The following is a 3,305-nucleotide window of genomic DNA, read 5'->3' on the forward strand; positions in this document are numbered from 1 at the left end:
AAACACAAGCCTGAACGCAGGAGCCCAACTGCGCGCCGATGAGGATGCCGCTCGACACGCTGGGCCACATCCCGCACCTCCGACAACTGCGGACGAATCGCATTCCCGGCCGGTTGGGCAGGCTCCAACCCACAGCACGGCGGTCAGGCCGGAGCCGGTGCGGCCGGGGCCGCGGCTTCGCGTCGCGGGTTTCGGCGCGGCTGCCGCCGGGCTGGTCGTTGGTGCCGGAATACTGTTGATGGCATTGACCCGGCATCCGCAGCCGACGCCCCCGGCACCCCTGCCGGCGTCGAAGGTGCCGCCGCAGGTCTCCGTGGCTGAGCCACCCGCGCAGGAGCAGCCGATCGATCTTCCGCCGATCGCGCTGATACCGAAGCCTTCTTCCCCCCCGGCAGGGCCGGGTGGGGGTAATCCGGCATCGCCGCGGGCCAAGCCAGACCTTGAGGGAACCGTGGCCCAGGTGCTGGATTCGGGAGCGCTGATCGTCGGCGGGAAAATTGTCAACCTATCCTCCATACGCGGCGAAGACGGAAAGCCTGCCCAGGCCATGCAGCGCTATCTCAAGGGTAAGGGCAACCAGCTCCAGTGTTTCGCCAAAGACAAGGCCTTTCAGTGCTTCGCGGATGGAGAGGACATTGGCGAGCACGCTCTCCGAAACGGCTGGGCTCGCGCAAGGGACGGCGCGCCGGCGCAATATGCCACTGCCGAGCAGGACGCGCGACGCGCGCACGTTGGTGTCTGGGCAATGTAGTCAAAGGGGGTGGCGATTCCGCCTGACTGTCAAAGGATAAACGCAATGAACAAATGGACTCTAGCAATTGCCTGCACGGCAACCGCAAGTGCGGTTCTTGCGGGGTGCGCGCAGGGCGATTCAACAGGCATGAACAAGACCACTTCGGGTGCGCTGATTGGTGCCGGCACGGGTGCTGCGCTTGGCGGCATCTTTAGCCATGGCAATGCGGGCGCAATAGTCGCGGGAGGCATGGCCGGCGCGCTGCTTGGCGGCATCATCGGCAGAGAGATGGATGAGCGAGACCGCGAAGCCCGCCAGGCCGCATTGAAGCAAACCTTGCAGACCGCGGAGAACAACCAGCCAAGGACCTGGCATAACCCGAAGACGGGGAACTCCGGCACCATCAAGCCGCTCAGCGGATACACGAAGTCCGCAAGCGCGCAAACGTGCCGCAACTTCACGGAGACTTACGTAAAGGAGGGGAAGTCTTACGAACAGACTTCGCGCGCGTGCCGGAATGCAAAGGGAGAGTGGGAGCTGGCCGCCCAATAGTGTCTTTCGGGATCGAATGTCATGGAACGGTGCGAGCGCTCCTCGCCGTGGTGCCTGGTTCTGGCAATTGGGGCGATCGGCATCTGGAATCTGAGCGCAGCCGCAGAGCGCGGCGGGTCGCCCGATGACCTCGCCGGCGATATCACAGCTGTGGGCGCACAAAGACACGCAAATCCCGGCCACGGTAAAGACAAGAGCCATGACGGGATGCTTCGCAGCGGCACGGCATTCTTTGTGGCGCGGTCCGGAGAGATGCTCACCAGCGCGCACGTCGTGCGCGGCTGCCGGCAGATCGATGTCTGGCCAGCCGACCTGAAGAGCGTGCCCGCATCACTTGTGGCCATCGACGAGCAGCGAGATCTGGCGCTGCTCGCAACGAATCGTCCAGTGGAAATGGTGGCGCGGCCCATTGCCAGATCCGTGCGCCGGGGCGCGCCGGTCTATACGATCGGCTTCGGCCTCACGCCATCGACGCCGCTTGTGCCTGTCATGACGCGAGGGTCCGTGCGCGGCATTGTGCAGCCTGAGGGCCATCGGCTTCTGGTGCTGCGCGCTGCGCTGCATGAAGGCAATAGCGGAGGGCCGGTTGTCGACGCGCAGGGTGAGTTGCTCGGCATGATCGTGGGACGGTACACGGACAAGCCTGAACTCAGCGTCGCGGTTCCAGCGCAGGACCTTGCGCAGTTCCTCCACTCGATGTCCATCGCGCCGGCGCCGCCCGCGCTTCAGGCTCCGGAGATGAAGCCCGGCACAAGGCTCAGGCAGGTTTCGGCTCTCGTTCAATGCGCCGAGTAAATGCCCTGGGAAACGCCCTGGGAAACGCCTTCGGAGAGGCATGGCGAATGCCGTCGCATACCTATAATGAATGGCGAGGATTGTGGCGATGCACAGCACGAGCGTGGAAGCGCGCAAGTACCTGGAGTTTCAAAATGGCAAATGTCACGCGTTTCGCTTTCGGTACGCACCGGTTGATCCACCTGTTAATCGTGGCGCTTTCCATCCTGGCTGCCTGGCCGTCCGCCCGTGCAGGCGAACTCTTAATGAGGGAACAGGACATTAGCGTTGAGTCGATCACCAATGCCTTGACTCCGCAGGATGCGGATGACCGGAACGAGACACTCGGCATCGTGCACCGTGATGTCCCCGCGACGCAGGAACTCGGCAGCGCGGCGAAAAGTCCGTCCGCGCAGTTGCTGATCACATTCAACAGCAATTCTTCGAGGCTGACCGCAAGTGCCCGTGCGGCGCTCGGCAAGGTCGCCCGCGGGCTGCAATCGGCAAGGCTCTCGTCATACAGGTTTCGTATCGAAGGGCATGCGGACCCGCGCGGCCCGGCGGATGCCAACCTGAAGCTTTCCGAGAGCCGCGCCGCGGCGGTGGCGGAATACCTGACGCTGGAGGGCGGCATTGCCGCGGACCGTCTGAAGCCGGTGGGCAAAGGCGCTACCGAGCCACTGAATATGCAGAACCCCGCAGCCCCCGAGAATCGTCGCGTGACCATCGTCACGGTGAAGGAATAGTCGCTGCATGCGGGCTCACGCTGTCGCAGAGCGGCGACTACGCCGACCTTGCGAGGCCGGCGGGGATCCAGCCATCCCGGGTGATGGGGCAGGGCGGGCGTGGGACAGCCGGGCAGCAGACGTACCGCCATCACCTAGTCTTGCGTTGTGGCAACAGCCAGGAGAGTGCTATGAACGAAGAGACCTTCAACCTCAGCATTCGCAAGTTCCTCAAGGTCGTCGGCGTGAACTCGCAGCGGGAAATCGAGCAAGCGGTATCCCGCGCGCTCGCGGCCGGCACCGTGACCGGCACGGAGCGGTTGCCGGTCGTGGTTACGCTGGAACTGGCGGCTTTGCAAGTCAAGGTTCAGTTTGACGGCGAGATTCAGCTTGAGTGACGCCAGCTGCCCTCCGACGCTTTCACGGATCACAAGTGGCTAAAGGGGCTCTCACAAGAATTTCCCAGAAAAAGCTTGCAAGCTTAGTGGGGAACCCTTAGTATTCGGTCCCCCGCAGCAGGA

The 3,305-nt window shown here is 63.6% G+C and carries 5 protein-coding genes; all 5 read left to right on the top strand.

Annotated features, from left to right (window positions below; all coding sequences use genetic code 11):
• Positions 1–238 precede the first annotated feature (238 nt).
• The 5 genes from CF70_RS36545 (at position 239) to CF70_RS09515 (ending at position 3,182) form a co-directional block, all read left to right on the top strand.
• A complete protein-coding gene (locus CF70_RS36545) occupies positions 239–751 on the top strand; it encodes a thermonuclease family protein (RefSeq protein ID WP_160172244.1) in 513 nt (170 codons plus the stop codon).
• A 45-nt stretch (positions 752–796) separates the two neighbouring features.
• On the top strand, positions 797–1,285 hold the full coding sequence (locus tag CF70_RS09500) for an RT0821/Lpp0805 family surface protein (RefSeq protein ID WP_051648207.1): 489 nt from the start codon (positions 797–799) through the stop codon (positions 1,283–1,285).
• 21 nt (positions 1,286–1,306) lie between these two features.
• Complete coding sequence (locus CF70_RS09505) at positions 1,307–2,080, top strand: S1 family peptidase (protein WP_081862097.1); 774 nt, start codon at positions 1,307–1,309, stop codon at positions 2,078–2,080.
• A gap of 134 nt (positions 2,081–2,214) precedes the next feature.
• Positions 2,215–2,805 (top strand): OmpA family protein, encoded by a 591-nt coding sequence (locus CF70_RS09510; RefSeq protein ID WP_035863451.1) that lies wholly within the window; start codon positions 2,215–2,217, stop codon positions 2,803–2,805.
• Positions 2,806–2,975: 170 nt separating this feature from the next.
• Entirely contained in the window at positions 2,976–3,182 is a 207-nt protein-coding gene (locus CF70_RS09515) for a DUF6494 family protein (RefSeq protein ID WP_035863454.1), read from the top strand.
• Positions 3,183–3,305: the final 123 nt, after the last annotated feature.

The sequence above is a fragment of the Cupriavidus sp. SK-3 genome (genome assembly GCF_000611145.1).
Taxonomy (GTDB): domain Bacteria; phylum Pseudomonadota; class Gammaproteobacteria; order Burkholderiales; family Burkholderiaceae; genus Cupriavidus.

What these genes read in the sequence shown, in the direction of transcription:
- CF70_RS09515 (WP_035863454.1), top strand. Translation starts at nt 2,976, where the DNA reads ATGAACGAAGAGACCTTCAACCTCAGCATTCGCAAGTTCCTCAAGGTC.
- CF70_RS09500 (WP_051648207.1), top strand. Translation starts at nt 797, where the DNA reads ATGAACAAATGGACTCTAGCAATTGCCTGCACGGCAACCGCAAGTGCG.
- CF70_RS09505 (WP_081862097.1), top strand. Translation starts at nt 1,307, where the DNA reads ATGGAACGGTGCGAGCGCTCCTCGCCGTGGTGCCTGGTTCTGGCAATT.
- CF70_RS09510 (WP_035863451.1), top strand. Translation starts at nt 2,215, where the DNA reads ATGGCAAATGTCACGCGTTTCGCTTTCGGTACGCACCGGTTGATCCAC.
- CF70_RS36545 (WP_160172244.1), top strand. Translation starts at nt 239, where the DNA reads ATGGCATTGACCCGGCATCCGCAGCCGACGCCCCCGGCACCCCTGCCG.